Here is an 18,628-nt window from a genome sequence, read left to right on the forward strand (position 1 = left end):
CTTAGCGCCGATGATAGTGCGGATTCCCGTGTGAAAGTAGGACATCGTCAGGCTCTTATAGCGAAAAACGCCCATTTGGTCTCCGATCAAATGGGCTTTTTTTCGTCTGAAATAACTTTCGGGCGCTCTTGTCGGATTCCGTAAATTTTGTAATTCGGAAGTTGAATCCAACCGGTTTTTGAAGCTCTTCTTTTCATCTAAATCCTGTGGGCCGGGTGCCGCGTAGGGCATCGCCGTAACGGCCCCTTGCACGCACTGATTTACAGTGGTTCTGGCGCTCCAGCCAACTTTTGTGCCTTCATTGCCTTGTGCGTTTGCTTGAATAGCCCAAATTTCTTCGATTATCAGGAAATCAGCAGCAGGGTGCCGGTGGTGCGCCCCCCCTTCGAGGTCGGTGTGTGCTCTAGCCGCTTCAACCAGGGAATATTCGCCGCCAATTTCGGCCACTACTCCAGCTTGCATAACGGCTATGAGTGCCTCGGATGCAGCTAAATAAGTATGCGGGTCCGCCGAATAGGCCATGACGCTAGGGCGGGCGAACGACAATGAGCGACGAGGACCCAATTGTTCGACGCTAATCGGCGGTATCGGCCCCGCCGCTTGGCCGATGCTGGCGACCGTGCCGAAAGGGCGAACACAGGCAAGCGTTTTCAGGAGCATGCCACCGCCGATGCCGTCAATCGCAAAATCTACGCCTCGGCCATCGGTCAGGGCCGCAATCTCCGATACGATATCGCTATCACGGCCGACGATTACATGGTCGGCGCCATATGCTTTTGCAATTAGCCCCTTCTCGACCGACCCCGTGGTGCCGATCACCGTAGCGCCAAGGTGCTTGGCCCAACGCACTAGCATCGCGCCAAGGCCACCGGCTGCAGCGTGGATGAGAATGGTGCTTTTTGCATTGACTGGGTAAGTGCGCGTTAGCAGCATATGCGCCGTCAAGCCTCGAAGCATCGAGGCCGCCGCAACGCGCAAGCTGATGTCCTTGGGCAAAGGAATCGCCCGTGCCCGTGGTAGCAGCCGTGTCGCAGCATAGGCCCCAACTGGCGCGCCTGCGTAGGCGATGCGATCTCCAATAGCGAGATCTACGACGCCTTCTCCAACGGCTTCGATCACCCCAGCACCTTCAACTCCAAGGACCGCTGGCAACTGCGCAAGCGGATAGAGACCGATGCGGTGGTAGATATCGATGAAATTGACACCAATTGCCTCGTGCCGAATACGCACTTCGCCTGCGCCAGGCGCCTGCGGCTCGCAAGAAACGACTTCCAGTTGATCTACCCCGCCTACATCCATCATTCTGATCATTTGGTCCATTGTGTTTCCTCCATTAAGTTGGAAGCATGTTCATTCATTGCACTTTGTTTGGAAATTCCCTAATATTTGCCATCCTATGTGAAAATATTGACAATGGCAGATTGGGAAAATCTTCGGTATTTTGCTGCGCTGGCGCAGGCGGGCACCTTGTCCGGTGCGGCTCGGCAGCTCCATGTCGAACATGCGACCATAGCGCGCCGCATTGCCGCGCTGGAAACTGAACTGAACCTCAAGCTTGTAGATCGACGTGGCCGCAGGTTGTCTCTTACGGCAGACGGTGAGCGCATCGCAGCCTTGGTTGAGCACATGGAGAAGGACGCTCAGGCGATCGACCGCGCAGCCGAAAGCGCACGTTCTGAGTTGACAGGGGATGTCACCATCAGTGCGCCGCCAGCCTTGGCCGCAGCGACGTTGGTGCGACCGCTTGTGGCTTTGCGCAAGCAACACCCCGGTCTCAAGATTTGCATTCTGGGTGAAACACATCACGCCTCGCTGGACCGACGGGAAGCCGACATTGCCATCCGGCTCGCCCGACCTGTCGATGGTGATCTCATGATCGTGAAGCTCACTGAGCTTACGTTGCGCCTGTATGGCAGCCCTGCTTATCTCAACCTAACACAGCCGGAGGACTGGGCCTTCATTGGGTATCTCGAGAATATGGACGCGGCCTCGCAGCAAGCTGCCCTCATTCAGCAGATGGCTGGTCGATCCTTCTGCATTCGGGCGAGCACGCTGGAGATCCAGCACGCATTGGTGCGTGAGGGCGGCGGCGTGGCGATGCTGCCGGATTTCATGGTTGAAAGCGATTCAGCCTTCGTTGCGGCGGCAGCTGACCAGCAGCCAGTGATACGAGATGTTTGGCTCGTCTTCCATACCGACATGAGAAGTTCGGCCGCTGTTCGTACCGTCGTCAAATCTATTCGCGAAGAATTCGGAAAGACTTTTTAAATCACTACTGGCACCCGCCAGGCTCCGCTAGTTGCTCGCAGCGTGGTGTTAAGCGAATAGACCCTCAGACGCTGGGTACCAATAGCGTGGAACCGAGTTTGCGAAACTGTTCCGCCTTTGTTTCGTCAATCGATAGCCGAATGAGCCGGTAGCAACGCTCAATCGTTTGTGCCAACGCATCGTGCGTGTCTGCCGTGTCTTGCAGTCGCTGCACCACCGCATCGGCGTGAACCCCCAGTAGTTCATGGGCGAGTTCCAGCAAGGCATTTTTTGGTGACAGTGTGCGGGGTGGGGATAACAATGAACGCACCTCAGTGCTTGTGGCCGTGGCTGCGTTCGTGGAGGGAAGTGCAGCGGAGAGGGTAGGCACGGGTTCGATAAATCCGTGCTGCAACAACCATGTTAAATGCTCAGCGATTTGCGGCATGAACGAGCATTTGCGCAGCAAATCGGAATAGCACGTCTTCCCGTCTACCAGGATCAGCACTGACCGCAGTTTCTGTGGCACAGCCCCCGTGCGTTGTACCAATTCATCCACACCACGGGGGCTTTTGCTCAGGACGGTAGCGCTATCCATGAGGGATTAGCTGGTGAGTTCTTCGATGACGCGATAAATGAGACGGACCGTAATTAGCACGTAGATCGCTCCAAAAAAGAATATCAAGGCCACAATCAGTTTAATGACCTCAGTCGGTAATAGTGAAAAAAATGGGGTAACGAAGTAGCCCAACGCGAATAGCGTCACCAAACTAGTCAGCACCCGCCACTGCGTTCCCACCACCCCGCCGGGAATCTTGCTGCGCAGTGTGAACACCAGATACAGACATGCCAGCATGACCGCAATGGCCGCAACGTTGATGGCTGTAATCAAATCTATTGCCATGGGTTTTCCTGTAAAGGGTTAACGGCCAGGTTTAACGCATCAAGCGCACAATCCCCAGGGCCTTGAGCACATATTTTTCATAAATAGGCTCGGTGCTTCCGTTCTTCATCTTGCGCATGAAGTACTTTTCAAAAGCAATCTTGGCGAGGTGGACCCACTTGCCTTTCTTAAACCAGTTGACGTTGCGCGGCGGAATTTGGGGTAGCGCGACAAAAGCGGCCCCGGTGTCGCCAAAGTCGGCCAGACAGATGGCATTCCAGGTGGCTTTGGTCACCACGGGTTGCCCGGCTAACTCATCGACAATGTTATGTACGATGGCGCTGACCATGGTTTCGATCATGTAGCCGGTTTTGGGTGCACCCGTGGGCACCACGGTGACCTCCACCGGCGGAATGGCCACACACACGCCGGCGGAAAAGATGTTGCGGTAGGCCTTGCTTCGTTGAAATTCGTCAATCAGCACAAAGCCGCGCGGGTTGCACAGATTGGGTACGGCGGCGACCGCATCCACGCCCTTGAAGGAGGGCAACATCATCGATAGCTGGAAGGGAACCTCATGTTCCTTAAATACGTTACCGAGGTCATCGAGCTGCGTCACGAATAGCTTGCCTGCTTCAACCTTGGTGGTTTTCGCGTTGGTGATCCACTTCATGTCGTGAGCACGCAGCTCCGACTCCAGCATGGATTTGGAGTCGCCCACGCCGCCCAGTCCCAGGTGCCCGATGTAAGGTTCGCTCGTCACGAAGGTAATAGGCACCTTGTGGCGCATCTTGCGTTTACGCAGGTCAGCATCGAGGATGAAAGCAAATTCGTAGGCTGGACCAAAGCAACTGGCAAACGGCATCGCACCGATCACGACCGGGCCGGGGTTTTGCAAGAAGGTTTCATAGTCCTTAAAAAACATCTCCGCATGGTTCACTGTACAGACGGAGTGCGTGTGACCGCCGTGTGGCCCGGAACCCGGCACTTCGTCAAAGAATAGCTTGGGGCCGGTGGTGATGATCAGATAGTCATAGTCCAGTATTTCACCCCCTTCGAGCGTCAGGCGGTTGGCCTGAGGGTCAATCGCTGTTACCGCTTTGGCGATGAACCCAATGCCCTTTTTCTCCAGCAAAGGGGCGATCGGCAGGGTGACGGCCTCACGGTCACGCCAGCCTACCGCAACCCAGGGATTGGAAGGGGTGAACTGAAAGTAGTCGACGGCGCTGACGACCGTGATGCGATGCTCTTTGGGGAGCGATGCCCGCATTTCGTAGGCGGCCGGCATGCCGCCGATGCCAGCGCCCATGATGATGATGTGTGCCATGAGGAGTACTCGCTTGTTGTGAAACTTTTAAATAACGCTTAAAGGCAAGGTCAAACCATGCCGGCCAGAGTGGCGCCTTCTGCCCACACCGGATGACCAGCTTGAGTCGATCGGGAACCCTCGGGAACTTTCGGACGATTGGCGGCAAATGCCGAGCCAGCAGCAAGCAGCGCACAAAGATGTGTCGAACAAGGGATTTTTATGGATGCTCTCATGGTTGTCTCCGATAGTTGTGATGAAGGGACGCGCGATTTTTTCTTATTGGAACGGTGATCGGTGGGAGAGGAAGGTCGGAACTGCTGCGGAGGGCTACCAAAAACCAAGCAAGCGGCCTTTGACGACTTTGGACTCGATACGTTTGAGCGGGCTGTTCCCCTTTTTGATGCAGTCGCCGCTTTTCACATCGAACTCCCATTGGTGCTTGGGGCAGGTCAAAATGCTGCCCTGCAGCGCTAGCTGGGGTAGGTCGGTGCCTTGGTGCGGGCATCGACTGTCGTAAACACGAAAAGCGTGTTTGTCGCGATAGACAAAAAGGCCACGACCTTCGAACTCGGTGCGTGTGACTTCGCCGTTTTGGACATCGGCGGTGGCCGTCACATCGTGCCACTGGGCGGGACTGGTCAACGTTTCTGGCTGGAACTCGGGGATATTCATGGCCAGAATGATGTCCACGGCCCAAATTATTTTGGCCAAACCCAGTGCCGGAAATGCCATCAGCAGCGCGTCCAGAACTTCTGTCGCAGTGCAACCTTCCCGTAGCGCGCGCCGCAGGTATTGGCGAAAGCCGCGATCAGTTTGCGCATGAACTTTGGTAATGACGGAGATCAGGTTTCTGGTCTTCGGGTCCAGGTGTTTGCCCGCATCCTTCAGGAACGAAAAGTAGTGGCCCAGTGCCTCGGGGCGGGCTTGAAGCAGGTAGTTCAGTGCGTCACTCATGGGGGAAACCTTCGATTATTGAAAGTGCAGAACCAGCACGGGATGTTCTGAAAGTCCCATCACCTTTTGCGCCACCCCACCGACCAGAGCACGGCCAATTCGGCGGTCGCTGCGGCTACCCATGACGATCAGGTCGGACTGACTTGTGGCCGCCGAGTCCAGAATTTCAGTGAATGGTTTGCCGGCTCGCACCTTACCCTGGGCCACCACGCCACCAAGCCGCGCCTGGTTCACCATGTCGGTGATGAAAGCATCCGCCTGCGGACGCACTCCTTCGGCGGAAATGACGCTCACCAGATGCAGCGGCAGCCCACACTGGGCGGCTACTGCGACCGCTGTAGCGACAACCTGACGCCCCCGCGCCGTAGGCTCCGCCGCCGCCAGCACGCGCTGGCTCCACATGCGTGCTTGCCGGGGCACGATCAAAACATGACACGGCGCATGCGCCACCACTTTAGTCACCATCTCGCCGACCAGCAGATGCGCCAGAAAGCCCCGCTTGCCGCGGCGGCGAATGATGATCAAGTCGCTAGCTTGCGTCCGCGCTTCCTCTACGATCTCACGGAAGGGTTCTTCACCCCGGCGCAGGTGCAGGTTGATCGCCACGCCCACGGCGTCCGCTTGCGCGCGCAACTGGGCGATCTTGACGGCTGCTTCCTGCTCCGCCCGCGCCGCAATCTGCGGTGCCAGCGCCTCGTATTCCGAATTACTCACCAGGGGCACTATCGTGGCTAGCGGCAGCTGGCAGCGCTGCGCCAGGTCCATGGCCACCGTTTCGGCTCCGGTATCAAACTCGGTATGCTCGGTTGCCAGCAACAGACGGGTAAACAGTTGACCCATGTTTAATGTCCTCCCGTCAAAATACCCGATGCGGCCAGTAACAGTACCGCCACGATCAAGGCACAAATTCCCGCGAAGATATAGTCCCGCTGTTTCACGTAGAGAAAAATCAGGCTCAACAACGGCGGCAGCGAACAGCCCGCCAGCAGGGCAATGCCAATCAGGTTGGACAAATCTCCTTCATAGGCCAAAGCCAGCCAACCCCAGCCCGTGGGTGTACCGGTGCGTTGCAGGTAGTCCGTCAGCGGCAGGCTCCAGACACTGGGCAGTTGCTCCAAAGGTACATGCGGCTTGAGTAACCCGAACAGATAGGCCGCGAAACTGAGGACGAGGGCGACTTCACCGACGCGCGTACCCCAATGCACAAAGAGGGCATAACGAGAAGCCTCGGCTTGCTGCTGTTGACGCGATATGGTTTTTATGGCGCTCATTAAGTATTCGTTTTCATAGCCACACGCCCAATCCCTTGAGCAAGGCGCGGAGTCCCGCAAATAGCAACAAGGTGATGACCATTTTTCGAATGTCCGATCCTTTGAGTACATGGAGCAATCGGGCGCCGATGCGGGCTCCCAGCATCATGCCCACCACTGACGGAACGGCGATCATCGGCAATACTGCGCCGCGATTCAGGTACACCCACGCGGCGGAGGAACTTGCCAGCGACAGCACCAACCCAGACGTGCCCGCCGCCACTTTCAAAGGTACCCCCATCAGCAAATTGAGCACCGGCATATTGGCCCAACCGGCGCCAATGCCAAACATGCCACCGATGACGCCAATAAGCAGAAACAGAAACAAGCCCATAGGCGTGTGATGGACCTGCCAGTCAATGCTGCGACCTGAAGCGCCGTCGATAAAGATGCCGTGAATACCCAGCGCCGAGGACAGTCGATCAGGCGTCGCCACATGCGGAAATTCGGACTTCCGGGACACCAGCATAAGCGCCACGATGCCCAATACGATCACGCCCAGTGCCGTCTCGACCGCTGAGGCGGGAAGCGCTAAACCCAGCAGTGCGCCCGCGATGGAGCTTATGGAGGCGAGCAGTGCCAGCGGTAGCGCCAAGCGCAGGTTGGCCAGGCCGCCGCGCAGCAGCATTGGCCCGGCCGCCAGCGCACTGGCCAAGGCCACCAGCAGCCCGGCACCGCGCACGAAGTCCAGATGAAACGGAAAAAATCCGCCGATGATCGGTACAAATAACGTACCGCCGCCAATGCCGGCCGGCACCGCCACAATGCCGATGAAGAAGCAGGTAACAAACAACGCCAGTGGCCAGAACCACCAAGGCAGGCTGCTGGCCGGTACCACGCTCTCAGCGGCGTGTGCCGGAACGGTCAGCATCAAAAATATCGCTGCCGACACCCAGGTCTGACGCACGGTCGCCATAGACGGTATGAGCAATTTGTACATGAAAACAGATCTCAGGAGATGGTTTGGTAGTACAAGTTTTGAGGATGCTTGGCTTGCGCGAAAAAGAACCAGCGCTCCGCCAGCAATCCCATATATTGCAATGCGAATGCTGCGCAGAGCATCGCCGGTGACGAAGCATTGACGCCAACGGCCAAACACAGCAGCGGCAGCGGAAAGACCAACAGCAAAAAAGCCCATTTGACCGAACGCAACAACAAGGCATCTCGCCCGTGGAAGAATTCCCGCGTGTTGAATGACCCGCCCATGAAGCCTTGTGCTTTTTGCGCGATACGCGGGTGCTTGACGCCGATGGCGCTTTGCAGTGTCGATTTGGGCTTGAGCGCGGCGTTTCGCACTAATGACGCAGTGCGTGTGACCCAGGCCAGTAAAGTCAACACGATTGCGGCAAACGCATAAGGCAGGATCAGACCTGGCACGTCTAAAACAGCTGCCAACATCGTGGCCAAAGTCAGACCTGAGGCGCACCCCAACAGCAGGTAGTTCACAAAAGTCAGCGGACTGGCCCACTCCTGCAAGAAGCGAACCGAGGCGTAGATCATGGCGGTGCAGACAAATAGCGCCAGGCAGATCAGGCTAACCAAGGCACCGATAAGCGCGGTGTAGTTCGTACCCAGAAATTGGGCCGCGCCATAAAGACACAGCCCTACCATGAACAAGGGCAGGACAATGACTTCCCGCGACAGCCAGGAGGTTCGCCACATGGTCGCTGAGCGCCAGGCGCGCTCTGGGCGACCTAAGTGAAAAATGGAAGCCAACAGCCCGAGCGCGGTCAGCATTAACGCGACCAGAGTTCCTGCGAACAAAAAACGCTGGCTGTCTGCTGGGGTGAGTCCTCCCATGCCGAAGATTTCAGTGCCGTAGAGCGCGAGAAACAGTCCTTGCGCGACACCGATGAGCGTGGTCAAAAAGATAACTGAAAAAGCGGGTTGCATAGTGTGTCGTGCTGAGTTTCAGGTGGCGAAATCTTCGTGTCCCGGATCCCGGTGCGCGTTTTCGGGCTGCTGACCGTCGATCTTCAGCGGGTTGTCTACCCGTTGAAGATCTTCAGGGTGAATGCGAATTTCGGTTTTGCGCCGGGGCAGGTAATGGTTGGCTGGGCGCGTGCCCCATTCGGGCATGAGCTGGTAGCCGCCGCGCTCGGCAATGGCGATGGAGACGACGGACTCCGGGTCATGCACATCGCCAAACAGCCGCGCATTCGTCGGGCAGGCCAGCACGCAGGCCGGCTTGCGCTCGCGTTCCGGTAGTTTCGTATCGGTAACGCGGTCCACACACAGCGTGCATTTGGTCATGACCTTGCGCTGCTCGTCAAACTCACGCGCGCCGTAGGGGCAGGCCCAGGCGCAGTACTTGCAGCCGATGCACTTGTCGTAATCCACCAGCACAATGCCGTCTTCGGCGCGCTTGTAGCTGGCACCGGTGGGACAGACTGGCACGCAAGGCGGGTCCTCACAGTGCAGGCAGGATTTGGGAAAGTGCACTGTTTGCGTGTTTGGAAATTCACCCACTTCAAAGGTCTGCACCCGGTTGAAGAAGGTGCCGTTGGGGTCGGCGCCGTAGGGGTTGAGGTCCACCAGTGAACCCGCCGAGCCGGACGTATTCCACTGCTTGCAACTGGTCACGCAGGCATGGCAACCGACGCATACGTTGAGGTCGATGACCAAGGCAAGCTGGGTCATTTACGCGCGCCTCGGCCAGCAAAATAGGCCTGCCAACGCGGCAGCACCTGAAGCATTCCGGGCGCGGCAGGCACCGCTTTGAACTGGGGCCAGGTTTGCTCCGGTTCGTCGTCTTGCGCCTTGTAAATGCGTACGCGCACGTCGTACCAAGCGGCCTGGCCGGTGATTGGGTCGGAGTTGGAAATCGCTGCCCCGGCGCTGGACGGTGGCAAAACCTCCGAGATCAGGTGGTTGAGCAAAAAGCCGCGCTGCGATTCGTTGGCGTCGGGCGTCAGGTTCCATGCACCAGCAGATTTGCCGATGGCGTTCCAGGTCCAGACGGTGCCGGGCTCCACCGCTTCGGAATAGCGGCACATGCAGCGCACCTTGCCCCATTGCGATTCCACCCACATCCAGCCGCCATCGGCAATGCCTTCGGCGCTGGCGGTCTTGGGGCTGACGAACAGGTAGTTGTGCGTATGAATTTGGCGCAGCCAGGCATTTTGAGAGTCCCACGAGTGGTACATCGCCATTGGGCGCTGGGTGATGGCATTGAGCGGATATTTGGCCGTGTCGGTCGCCTGTTCTTCAAGCGGAACGTAGTAGAACGGCAGCGGATCGAAGTAGGTCTCCACCCGTTTACGCAGGTGGTCAGGCGGCTGCTTGCCAGGGCGCTTGCCCTGCGCTGCGCGGCGGAAGCCCTGCAAGAACTCGGAGTAAATGTGAATGACTATCGGGTCTTTGTCGCGCCGGATGCCCACCTGTTGCGCCCACTCCATATAGCCACGGTTCCAGTTGCGCATGTACTGGTATTCCAGCGGCATCGCGTGATGGAATACGCAGTTGTTCTTTTCGTACATTTCCCACTGCTTGGGATTGGGCTCGCCGCGCATGGATTTTTCGCCACCCTTGCCGCGCCAGCCCGCCAAAAAGCCAATACCTGAACCGGGCGCCGTTTCGTAGTTGACGATGAAATCGGTGTAGCCCTTGAACTTGCGCGAGCCGTCCGTGTGCGTGAAGGCGGGTAGTTTGAGTCGTCCGGCGAGCTCGACCAGTACCTCCTGAAACGGTTTGCACTGGCCTTTGGGGGCCACCACCGGGATGCGTACCGAATCAGCCGGGCCATCGAACTCGGAGATGGGACGGTCCAGCATCGACATGCAGTCGTTGCGTTCCAGGTAGGTGGTGTCTGGCAGGACCAGATCGGCGAACGCGGTCATCTCCGACTGGAAAGCATCGCAGACGACCAAGAAGGGAATCTTGTACTCGCCAGTGCGTTCCCCCTCGGTGTGCTTGTCGTTGAGCATGTTGCGTACTTCAGAGGCGTTCATGGTGGAGTTCCACGCCATGTTCGCCATGAAAATCAGCAAGGTGTCGATGCGGTAGGGGTCACCGCGCCAGGCGTTGGTGATGACGTTGTGCATCAAGCCATGTGCCGACAAGGGATGTTCCCAGGAGAAGCCTTTGTCGATGCGCACCGGCTCCCCCTTGTCGTCAACAAAGAGATCGTCCGGGCTCTCAGGCCAGCCCAATGGCGCACCGTCCAGTGGGGTATCGGGTTTGACCGCCTGCGGGCCTTTTGGCGGACGCGCATTGGGCGGCACGGCACGTGGATAGGGCGCTTTGTGCCGGAAACCACCGGGGCGGTCGATGGTTCCCAATAACGACATCAGAATCGACAGCGAGCGAATAGTTTGAAAACCGTTGGAGTGTGCGGCCAAGCCACGCATGGCATGAAAAGCCACCGGGTTGCCAGTGACCGACTCATGGCGCTTGCCCCAGCAGTCGGTCCAGGCGATCGGCAACTCAATCTTCTGGTCACGCGCGGTGATCCCCATTTCATGGGCCAAGCGTCGGATCGTGGCCGCTGCAATGCCGGTAATGCCTTCCGCCCACTCCGCTGTGTAGGGCTTGACGCGTTCTTCGAGCAATTGAAAGGCGGGCACTGCAGGAGTCCCGTCAGGCAGTCGGAAATGCCCGAGCAAGGCCGGGTCGGCATGGTCAGCGTGGTCGGCCACCTCTTGGTCGGTGAGGCGATCCCACCAGTAAAAGTTGGCGGGACGAAGCGGGTTGACGACATCCCCCTCGGGGTTGCGCAGCATCATTCCGAAGTCGTCGCTATCGGCATCCTGATTCACCAATTGACCGGCATTGGTGTAGCGCGCCAAAAACTCCCGGTCATACAAGCCCTGCTTGATCAGTTCGTGAATCAGCGCCAACAGGAGTGCACCATCGGTTCCCGGCTTGATCGGCACCCATTCATCGGCAATGGCCGAGTAACCGGTGCGCACCGGATTGATGGATACAAACCGCCCGCCGTCGCGCTTGAATTTGGACAACGCCGCTTTCATCGGGTTGGAATGATGGTCCTCGGCCGTGCCTATCATCACAAACAGCTTGGCGCGTTCCAGATCAGGGCCGCCAAACTCCCAGAAGGAGCCACCGATGGTGTAGATCATTCCGGCCGCCATATTGACCGAGCAAAAGCCACCGTGCGCAGCGTAGTTGGGCGTGCCGAACTGGCGTGCAAACAGTCCCGTGAGTGCCTGCATCTGGTCGCGCCCCGTGAAGAGCGCGAATTGTTTAGGGTCCGTGGCGCGAATCTTTTTCAGACGCTGTTCCAGCATCGAGAAGGCTTCTTCCCATTCGATCTCTTCAAACTCGCCATCACCTCGTTCGCTGCCGGGTTTGCGGATCAGCGGCTTGGTCAGGCGCGCTGGGGAATACTGCTTCATGATGCCCGACGAACCCTTGGCACAAATCACGCCCTGGTTCAGCGGATGATCCGGATTGCCCTCGATATAGCGGACTTCGCCGTTGCGCAAGTGCACCCGGATACCACAGCGACAGGCGCACATGTAGCAGGTGGTGTTACGCGTCTCGGTGGTGGCCTCGGGCATCGGCGCGACGGTGGGATCGTGAAGCGGTGTGTCAGACATGCGGGGAACTCTTCTCGCTGGCGGGTCAACAATAAAGCCGTGCAAACTTTCCATGAACGCCGTTCAAGGAGGGGTGTACAGAGTGACCCTATTAAAGACAAGGGCACCCAGCCTCGTCTATAGCCGACACGGGTAATTCGGTGTAGCCCAAATGGGTAAGGGTTATAAATTCGAACTGAACTTCGGGTTTTTACGATTCATAAGCTGCGCGGAATGTATTAGCATGGTTCGCTCGCGACCTCACATGACCCCTACCCATACCCTGTTCGCCCCCGCAACCTCTCTGGACGGCGGTTCTGTCGTCTCCGGATTGACGCTGGAACTGGCTGCCAGCAGCGATCTGGAGCCGCTACTGGAACGCTTCCTGGTGTCCATTGTTGCGCTGGCAGGTGCGCAGGCCGGCGCCGTGCGAGTCCTGACCGACGACGGGCAATACATGCGGCTGGTGGCGCAGCAAGGCTTGCCGCTGCACGTGTTGAGCGCCGAACAGCTGGTGGCGCGCGAATGCGGCATTTGCGGTATTGCCGCCGCGACCGACGTGCTGGTCTGGGTGGACGATGTGCGATCCTGTACCCGACAAAGTACCGAAACCTACTTCGGCCTGCAGTGCAAGAGCATACTGGCCATATCGCTGCTTCATAAGAATCAAATACTGGGTATCTATAACCTGTTTTTTGAGACAAAAGCGCACCTCGATGCGCAGACGGAGATGATCTTGCGCCTGATTGGCCAGCTATTGGGAATGGCACTGCACAATGTTCGGATTGAGCGCGAGCGGCTACGCGTGACCGTGATGAAAGAGCGTCAGGAAATGGTTAACGAAGTTCATGACGCCATTGCACAAACGCTGGCCTACGTCAGGATGCGCCTGCCCCTGTTAAGCGACGCCATGCTGGCTCACGACGACCAGCGCTCGCTCAAGTATTTCTCGGATGTTAAAAAATCTATCGGTGAGGTGCACGACAACTTGCGTGAGGTCATGACCTACTTTCGCACTCGCATGGACCCGCTGGGTCTGCTGCATGCGCTCCAGGGCATCGCAGACGGTTTTTTTGGCCGCACCGGCATCACACTGGAAATCAGGAATTCCGCAGCAAAGCTGAACCTGACCGACGAACAGGAGGTTCAGGTGTTCCACATTGTTCAGGAAGCATTGGCTAATATCGCGAAGCATTCCATGGCCGGACATGCCGTCGTGGCGATTGACAAAACAGCCCAGCAATTGGAGTTCCTGATTGAAGACGATGGCTTGGGAATGTCCGTACCGTCCGTGGCGACGATTGTGACCATGGCGAAAGGGATGGCGCCCGCCACCCATTTCGGGCTGGAAATCATGCAGAGCCGTGCGCTCCGCCTGGGTGGCTTTCTTGAGGTGAGTACGAATGACGGTGGTGGCACGCGGGTTCGCTTGGTGCTACCAACAAGTTCTTCCATGGCGGAGTGCACTACATGACGTCCAGGACGCGAGTGCTGCTGGTGGACGACCACGCGCTGTGCCGAAGCGGCCTGACCGAGCTCATGGAGCACCGGGGTGACATGACGGTGGTGGGCGCCACGGGCGACCCGGCACAGGTGGTCTCGATGCTGCGTGAACAACAGCCCGACCTGATGGTGCTGGATTTGCGCCTGGCCACGACCGATGGCTTGAGCTTGCTTCGCATGGTTCGCGCCGAAGGTATCGATACGCCGGTCGTCATCCTGACGATGAGCGATAGCGAAGACGACATGTCTGCGGCGCTACGCGCTGGCGTACTGGGCTACCTGCTCAAGGACATGGAACCCGAGGCGGTGATCGAGGCGATCAGCCGGGCGGCACGCGGCGAGATGGTCGTGGCTTCGGCCATGACGCTGAAACTAGCGCAAATACTGCAATCCGGCCCCAAGGGATCGGTCAAGGGCGACCTGGTGGCGTTGCTCACTGAGCGCGAGCGGGAGGTGCTGGATCACGTGGCGCGCTGCCAGAGCAACAAAGTCATCGCCAAGGCGCTGGATATCAGCCACAACACCGTCAAACTGCACGTACGCCACATCATGGATAAACTCAATTTGCGCTCGCGCGTCGAAGCGGCTGTGTTTGCGTTTGAGTACCGCAGTTCTCCGGACGGAATCAAGGCGGCAGGTGCCGCCGCTCAAAAAGCCGACAGCTGAAATAGCGCCCTCGACGGGACCGGTCAACGGACCGTGTGCAGCAACAATGGTTTGAACCAGGCCAGCGAATGATGCAGCTTGACCACCTCGCCGATGATCGTCAGGCAGGGTGATTTCAGGCCCGCTTGTGCCACGCGCTCAGGCATGTCGGCCAGTGTACCGGTGACGACTTTCTGAGTCGCAATGCTGCCGTCCTGCACGACGGCGATGGGACGGGTGGGGGCCGCACCATGCGCCATCATCTGGCGGCAAATTTCGGGCAGTCCGCCCAGTCCCATATAGATGACGACGGTCTGGTGTGGCCTGACCAGGTTCGGCCAGTCCAGACCGGCTGTGCCGTCCTTGAGGTGGCCGGTCACAAACAGGCAGCTTTGCGCATAGTCGCGGTGCGTCAGCGGGATGCCGGCGTAGCTGGCGACGCCAGAGGCCGCCGTCACACCGGGCACCACTTCAAAGGCAACGCCATGCGCCGCCAGTGCTTGCAGTTCCTCGCCGCCGCGCCCGAAAATAAACGGGTCGCCGCCCTTGAGGCGAACCACCTGCTTGCCCTCGGTGGCCAGCTTGATCAGCAGCGCGTTGATTTGTTCTTGCCGCATGGTGTGCTCGTTGCGGCGCTTGCCTGCATAGATGCGCTCGGCGGCGGGCGAGACAAATTCCAGTACGGCGCTGGAAACCAGGTGGTCATAGACGATCACTTCCGCCTGCTGCAGCAAGCGCACGGCGCGCAGCGTCAATAACTCCGGATCACCTGGGCCAGCGCCCACCAGATAGACGCGCCCGGCAGCGGGAAAGGGGGGCATCATCTCGGCTTTCAATGTGTGCGCCCGGTATTGCCGCAGCCACCCTTGCTACAGCCTCCGCTGGCGCAGCCGCCACTAGCTGGCACCTGTTCGCTCGCGCATGGGGATTGGCTGCCATCCATAAAAATGAAGTTGAATTCACCCGGTTGCAACTCGACATAGTCCAATACAGTGTCCATCAGCAATTGCTGGGATTCGTCGGCGATGATGACTGCGACACCGTCCAGGTCAAGCTTCATGTCTTCTTCTTTCGGGTCGTCAAAGCCCATGCCGTATTGCATCGAGCCGTCGGCATCGACCCTGGCGGCGATGCGCAGAGCCATCGTCTGGGCTCCGCTGGCGTTTGCTGCCTGCTGAATTTGCCGTGCAGCGGCGCTGGTTAATGTAAACAGACCGTCCTCCTGTAGTGAATTAATGTTCACCCTTGGTCTTCAAAAGTCCAGCCAAACGGTTGCCTTGCTTTTGCGGCCCACCGATCGGAAAAAGCGTGTGAAGATAGTGATTGTTTCCATGCTCTGGCCCCCATGTTTTGGCGAAGTGCCAAATCATGGCGCGCACCTGCGCCTGCACCCGATGTTCTTCGAAATAGGCCCGCAAAAAGGCAATGACCTGCCAATGGGCTTCTGTCAGCTCCAGGCTTTCCGCCTCGGCTTGTGCCCGTGCAAAGTCTTCGGACCAATCGTCCAGGTTTTTTAAATAGCCCTCAACGTCGGTGACGACGGGTGCGCCATTGACCTGCACGGTTCGCATCACGGTGGCGCCTTTTTGTTTCGCCGCGATTTTCCGCGCACGAACAAAGGTCACGAACTGTTCTGTCCAGGCTGAGCCTGCCCCGCTGCGCAGATGGGCGTAGGAGGCGAGTACGTTGCGATAGACGATGCCATCGCGCTGTCCATCGACACCATGCCCGCGCAGCACGCGATAGGCGAATTTCAGCTCGGGTGCCAGGTTTTCCAGGCTGGAATAGTGAAACTCGTGCCCGCGCAGGGTTTGCGGCGCTGCATCCGTACGGCGTGGCCAGGGCGCCTCGGCGGTGGTTTGCAGCTCCACATAGCCGCGACCCACCGGGCGCTCATGCATCACGGCATCAACCGGCAACGCACCGACCATGTCGCAAACACGGTCCTTCCAGCGAAGCGTGCGCGCCAAGTACATCAGGCCGCCGCATTCGGCATAGACCGGCAGGTCGGCTTCGATGGCGTTTTGAACGCTGCTGCGCATCGAGGTGTTGGCTTGCAGCTCAGGCATGAACATTTCCGGAAAGCCGCCGCCGATGATCAAACCATCTACCGCAGGCAGGGCGGCATCGCGCAATGTGTCGATCAGGACAATTTCGGTCCCCGCCTGCTCCAGGGCCAGCAGGTCGTCCGGGTAGTAAAAGCCGAAGGCCTTGTCGCGCACCAGCCCGATGCGAACGCGTGGCTGCGTTGGTAGGCGTGACACTATCGCAGAGATTTCTTGAGGGGGTGGCGAAGGCAATGCTGTGGCGTCGGCAGCCAGGCGCAACACGCGAGGCACATCAACCTGGGCTGCAATCAGTTCGCCCATGGCGCGCACACGTTGCGCGGCGTCGTCCAGCTCGTGGTTGGGCATGAGGCCTAAATGGCGTTCCGCCACGGCCAGACGCGGGTCGTGGGCGATGGCACCGAGTACCGGCACATCGGTGTAATGCTCAATCACCGCGCGTAGCTTCGATTCGTGTCGAGCACCGCCCAATTGGTTCAGAATGACGCCGACAATGTGGATGCGCGAATCAAACGCCTGGTAGCCCAGAATCAGCGGCGCGATGCCGCGCGTCATGCCGCGCGCATCCAGCACCAGTACAACAGGCAAATCCAGCAACTGGGCCAGCGCGGCGTTGCTGTTGCTGCCATCCAGTGCCAGTCCGTCGTACAAACCTTTATTACCCTCCACGATACTAATGTCCGCCTGGCCTGCGTAGCGCGTGAAGCAGCGGGTCATCTGCTCAGGCGTCATCAGGTACGGGTCGAGGTTGAAGCAGTCGCGCCCGCTGGCCTGGCTTAACCACATTGGGTCGATGTAGTCAGGTCCCTTCTTGAAGGTCTGCACGGCCAGACCTCGTAAGGACAAGGCTGCGCACAGGCCCACGCTGATCGTGGTTTTGCCCGAAGACTTGTGTGCAGCAGAAAGCAGAAGGCGGGACATGCGGGAGCCGGTTCAGGCGCTGGTCACGGCGTGCCTGGTAGCGCCGGACTGCAGCGCAGCGTCGCCCAGCCGCTCGGGTAGAAAACCCATCACTTTGAGCGCCAGCATGACGATCACGCCCGCGATGGCGACGCCGCCAAAGCCCAGCAGCCATTCCGGCAAGCTGGGCGAGTAGTTGTTCACCACGCCATCATAAAAACTGCTGCTCACTTGCCGACCTGGGAACAGCACCAGCGGGAAGGCTTGTCCGCCGATGATCGTGACATACAACTGCGCAAATCCACCCCCTACGACCAACGCAGCACAAGCCGCGATGCGCAAACGCATCTGCCCAATGCGCGGGTGCAGCAGCAACACCAGCGGCAATACACCGCCCAGCAGTACTGGGCCAAGCCAGAACAGGAAGGTGTAAATGCCGCCATCGAGCAGGATGAAACGGTCAAAATCATGGTGCTTGGTGAAATACAGATTGGTCAGGTAATAGACCAGCACAAAATAAAGCCCGGCCGCAATAAATATCACCTGCAGCCGCGCAAACCGCGCCATCAGTGCATCGCCCAGGGGGCGACCACTGCCCCGGCAAGCCAGCATCATCACCAGCAGAAAAACAGCCAGGCCATAACTCAACGACAGTGCGATGAACAGGGGCGCTAGCAGCGCCGAGTCATACGCCTGCCGAGCCACCAGAAAACCAAAAATCGAGCCGGTACCGGTGGTCAGCGCCATGCGCCAGACAAAGGCGAGAAGCCCCGCAAGAGAGGTGAAGCGGTTCATTCGACGTTCCATCATGGTCCACAGGTAAACGATGACAAAACCCATAAAGCCTGAGTACAAAAAAATGTTCAGGGCAAAGATGGACTTGAAGTTGTAGTAAGTCATGGCCACGATCAGCCGGTCCGGTCGCCCCAGATCAAGCATCAACACGGTCAAGCCGCCCAGCAGTAGCGCGAGCGCGAGTAGTCCGGACAAGGGCGCCAGGGGCTTGAATTCGGTTTTCCCAAATACCGAGGCCATCGAAGCGACGTTCAACGCACCCGATGCGGCCACCACCAGAAACACCGCGAACACATGCGGCAGACCCCAGACTGTCTGGTTGTTCATGCCAGTGACGATGTGGCCATGGTGTTCCATGAACCAGGCGGCGCCCAGGCCGAGTAGCGTCACCAGCGACAGGACGGTCAGCAGCAGGTAGTAGCCGGGGCTGGTGCCGTGCAATTCACGCAGTGTGATTTTCATGAATAAGACCCTTTGCC

General features: G+C 58.5%; 19 protein-coding genes. 3 read left to right on the top strand and 16 right to left on the bottom strand.

Annotation, left to right across the window (positions count from 1 at the left end; translation table 11 throughout):
* Positions 1 to 1,320, bottom strand: a 1,320-nt coding sequence (locus tag HHJ16_RS11900) for a quinone oxidoreductase (RefSeq protein WP_296900808.1), incomplete at its 3' end; no start/stop codon positions are given.
* 93 nt (positions 1,321 to 1,413) lie between these two features.
* On the opposite strand from HHJ16_RS11900, the gene HHJ16_RS11905 reads away from it, so the two are divergent.
* Positions 1,414 to 2,268 (top strand): LysR family transcriptional regulator, encoded by an 855-nt coding sequence (locus HHJ16_RS11905; protein ID WP_296900810.1) that lies wholly within the window; start codon positions 1,414 to 1,416, stop codon positions 2,266 to 2,268.
* A 64-nt stretch (positions 2,269 to 2,332) separates the two neighbouring features.
* On the opposite strand, the gene HHJ16_RS11910 is transcribed toward HHJ16_RS11905, so the two are convergent.
* From HHJ16_RS11910 to HHJ16_RS11960, 11 genes are all read right to left on the bottom strand, one after another.
* The gene (locus HHJ16_RS11910) at positions 2,333 to 2,845 is read right to left on the bottom strand and encodes a hypothetical protein (RefSeq protein ID WP_296900812.1); all 513 of its coding nucleotides are present in this window, start codon (positions 2,843 to 2,845) and stop codon (positions 2,333 to 2,335) included.
* 6 nt (positions 2,846 to 2,851) lie between these two features.
* Entirely contained in the window at positions 2,852 to 3,151 is a 300-nt protein-coding gene (locus tag HHJ16_RS11915; RefSeq protein ID WP_296900814.1) for a hypothetical protein, read from the bottom strand.
* Positions 3,152 to 3,182: 31 nt separating this feature from the next.
* Positions 3,183 to 4,457: an FAD/NAD(P)-binding oxidoreductase gene (locus tag HHJ16_RS11920; RefSeq protein WP_296900816.1), complete on the bottom strand. Its 1,275-nt coding sequence runs from the start codon at positions 4,455 to 4,457 to the stop codon at positions 3,183 to 3,185.
* A 50-nt stretch (positions 4,458 to 4,507) separates the two neighbouring features.
* Positions 4,508 to 4,672 carry a hypothetical protein gene (locus HHJ16_RS11925; protein ID WP_296900818.1) on the bottom strand — a complete coding sequence of 55 codons (165 nt, stop codon included), beginning with the start codon at positions 4,670 to 4,672 and terminating at the stop codon, positions 4,508 to 4,510.
* A 94-nt stretch (positions 4,673 to 4,766) separates the two neighbouring features.
* Positions 4,767 to 5,393, bottom strand: a complete 627-nt coding sequence (locus HHJ16_RS11930) for a Rieske 2Fe-2S domain-containing protein (protein WP_296900820.1) — start codon at positions 5,391 to 5,393, stop codon at positions 4,767 to 4,769.
* Between the two features lie 15 nt (positions 5,394 to 5,408).
* Complete coding sequence (locus HHJ16_RS11935; RefSeq protein ID WP_296900822.1) at positions 5,409 to 6,233, bottom strand: universal stress protein; 825 nt, start codon at positions 6,231 to 6,233, stop codon at positions 5,409 to 5,411.
* A gap of 2 nt (positions 6,234 to 6,235) precedes the next feature.
* Positions 6,236 to 6,664: a hypothetical protein gene (locus tag HHJ16_RS11940; protein ID WP_296900824.1), complete on the bottom strand. Its 429-nt coding sequence runs from the start codon at positions 6,662 to 6,664 to the stop codon at positions 6,236 to 6,238.
* 13 nt (positions 6,665 to 6,677) lie between these two features.
* Positions 6,678 to 7,643 (bottom strand): sulfite exporter TauE/SafE family protein, encoded by a 966-nt coding sequence (locus HHJ16_RS11945; protein ID WP_296900826.1) that lies wholly within the window; start codon positions 7,641 to 7,643, stop codon positions 6,678 to 6,680.
* A gap of 11 nt (positions 7,644 to 7,654) precedes the next feature.
* Positions 7,655 to 8,596 (bottom strand): DmsC/YnfH family molybdoenzyme membrane anchor subunit, encoded by a 942-nt coding sequence (locus HHJ16_RS11950; protein WP_296900827.1) that lies wholly within the window; start codon positions 8,594 to 8,596, stop codon positions 7,655 to 7,657.
* Positions 8,597 to 8,614: 18 nt separating this feature from the next.
* Entirely contained in the window at positions 8,615 to 9,343 is a 729-nt protein-coding gene (soeB, locus tag HHJ16_RS11955; RefSeq protein WP_296900829.1) for a sulfite dehydrogenase subunit SoeB, read from the bottom strand.
* Positions 9,340 to 12,222 (bottom strand): molybdopterin oxidoreductase family protein, encoded by a 2,883-nt coding sequence (locus HHJ16_RS11960; protein WP_296900905.1) that lies wholly within the window; start codon positions 12,220 to 12,222, stop codon positions 9,340 to 9,342. Before HHJ16_RS11960 ends, soeB begins: the two co-directional genes overlap by 4 nt.
* Positions 12,223 to 12,505: 283 nt before the next feature.
* On the opposite strand from HHJ16_RS11960, the gene HHJ16_RS11965 reads away from it, so the two are divergent.
* Both HHJ16_RS11965 and HHJ16_RS11970 read left to right on the top strand, forming a co-directional pair.
* Positions 12,506 to 13,714 carry an ATP-binding protein gene (locus HHJ16_RS11965; RefSeq protein ID WP_296900831.1) on the top strand — a complete coding sequence of 403 codons (1,209 nt, stop codon included), beginning with the start codon at positions 12,506 to 12,508 and terminating at the stop codon, positions 13,712 to 13,714.
* Positions 13,711 to 14,409 carry a response regulator gene (locus HHJ16_RS11970; RefSeq protein ID WP_296900833.1) on the top strand — a complete coding sequence of 233 codons (699 nt, stop codon included), beginning with the start codon at positions 13,711 to 13,713 and terminating at the stop codon, positions 14,407 to 14,409. The genes HHJ16_RS11965 and HHJ16_RS11970 overlap by 4 nt, the downstream gene beginning before the upstream one ends.
* A 23-nt stretch (positions 14,410 to 14,432) precedes the next feature.
* Here HHJ16_RS11970 and cobA read toward each other — a convergent pair whose 3' ends face one another.
* From cobA to nrfD, 4 genes are read right to left on the bottom strand one after another with little or no spacing between them, the layout of a single operon-like run.
* The gene (gene cobA / locus HHJ16_RS11975; RefSeq protein WP_296900835.1) at positions 14,433 to 15,212 is read right to left on the bottom strand and encodes a uroporphyrinogen-III C-methyltransferase; all 780 of its coding nucleotides are present in this window, start codon (positions 15,210 to 15,212) and stop codon (positions 14,433 to 14,435) included.
* An 8-nt stretch (positions 15,213 to 15,220) separates the two neighbouring features.
* Positions 15,221 to 15,631, bottom strand: coding sequence for an iron-sulfur cluster biosynthesis family protein (locus tag HHJ16_RS11980; protein WP_296900837.1), 411 nt, complete (start codon positions 15,629 to 15,631; stop codon positions 15,221 to 15,223).
* Positions 15,621 to 17,375: a cobyrinate a,c-diamide synthase gene (locus HHJ16_RS11985; RefSeq protein ID WP_296900839.1), complete on the bottom strand. Its 1,755-nt coding sequence runs from the start codon at positions 17,373 to 17,375 to the stop codon at positions 15,621 to 15,623. Before HHJ16_RS11985 ends, HHJ16_RS11980 begins: the two co-directional genes overlap by 11 nt.
* Before the next feature lie 12 nt (positions 17,376 to 17,387).
* On the bottom strand, positions 17,388 to 18,611 hold the full coding sequence (nrfD, locus tag HHJ16_RS11990; RefSeq protein WP_296900841.1) for an NrfD/PsrC family molybdoenzyme membrane anchor subunit: 1,224 nt from the start codon (positions 18,609 to 18,611) through the stop codon (positions 17,388 to 17,390).
* Positions 18,612 to 18,628: the final 17 nt, after the last annotated feature.

Source organism: Polaromonas sp. (genome assembly GCF_012927485.1).
Lineage (GTDB): Bacteria > Pseudomonadota > Gammaproteobacteria > Burkholderiales > Burkholderiaceae_C > Polaromonas.